The 807-nt window shown below is 38.0% G+C and carries 1 protein-coding gene; it reads right to left on the bottom strand.

Translation table 11 applies throughout. From position 1 onward, the window contains the following. A partial coding sequence (locus AC1DTM_RS29655) for a CocE/NonD family hydrolase (RefSeq protein ID WP_477001610.1) occupies nt 1–807 on the bottom strand: 807 nt, incomplete at both ends.

The raw sequence follows: 807 nt of genomic DNA, 5'->3' as shown, positions 1-807 counted from the left end.
TCATCTACTAATGAGAAAACATTGTTTACTGATCCCATACTTAATGGCAAATTGATTGCTTTATTACTTAAATACATACGGACTTTTGATGGTACAGCCGCTGGATCTGGCCAATTTTTTATTTTTTGCCACGATTTATTTTCACGTTGTACATCTACCATCGGTTCAGCCATAATTCCATTTTCAATCCCATATAACCAATAATCGAACCATTTATTTTGCGTTTGTTGCCAGTTATTACTTGATGTTCCGCCGTGTCCACCTTGATGTAACCACATTTTACGAGGAACATTATTTTCGCCAAGAGCTTCCCACCACTGTGAAAATTGCTTCGTTTTTACATTCCAATCATTTAGCCCATGAACTACAAATACACTTGCTTTCACATTTTTTACATCTTTTACATAGTTACGTTTATCCCAAAAGTCGTTATAATCGCCTGTTTTACGATCTTGTCCAGCTGTTAGTTCTTTAATAATTTGCCCGCAAACTTCAGGGTTCTTTCTTGTTAGTACTGCTTCTGCCATATTATCTGTATCTTCTCCTTGATATCCACCTGGCGCAATTACTGCCCCATTTGCACGATAATAGTCATACCAACTACTAATCGCTGCGATTGGAATAATTGTTTTTAACCCTTCAACTCCAGTCGTTGCGACAGCATTCGGTAACGTACCATTATAAGAAACTCCTGTCATTCCTACATTGCCCGTAGACCAATTTGCATTTACTTCCTTACCATCCTCTGTATATGCTTTTGCCCGACCATTTACCCAATCAATGACAGACTTCGTCCCTAGTATTTCT

The organism is Bacillus sp. P4_D3 (assembly GCF_056401855.1).
Note: the sequence above shows the minus strand (reverse complement) of the source record. Positions and strands in the feature narration are given on the sequence as shown.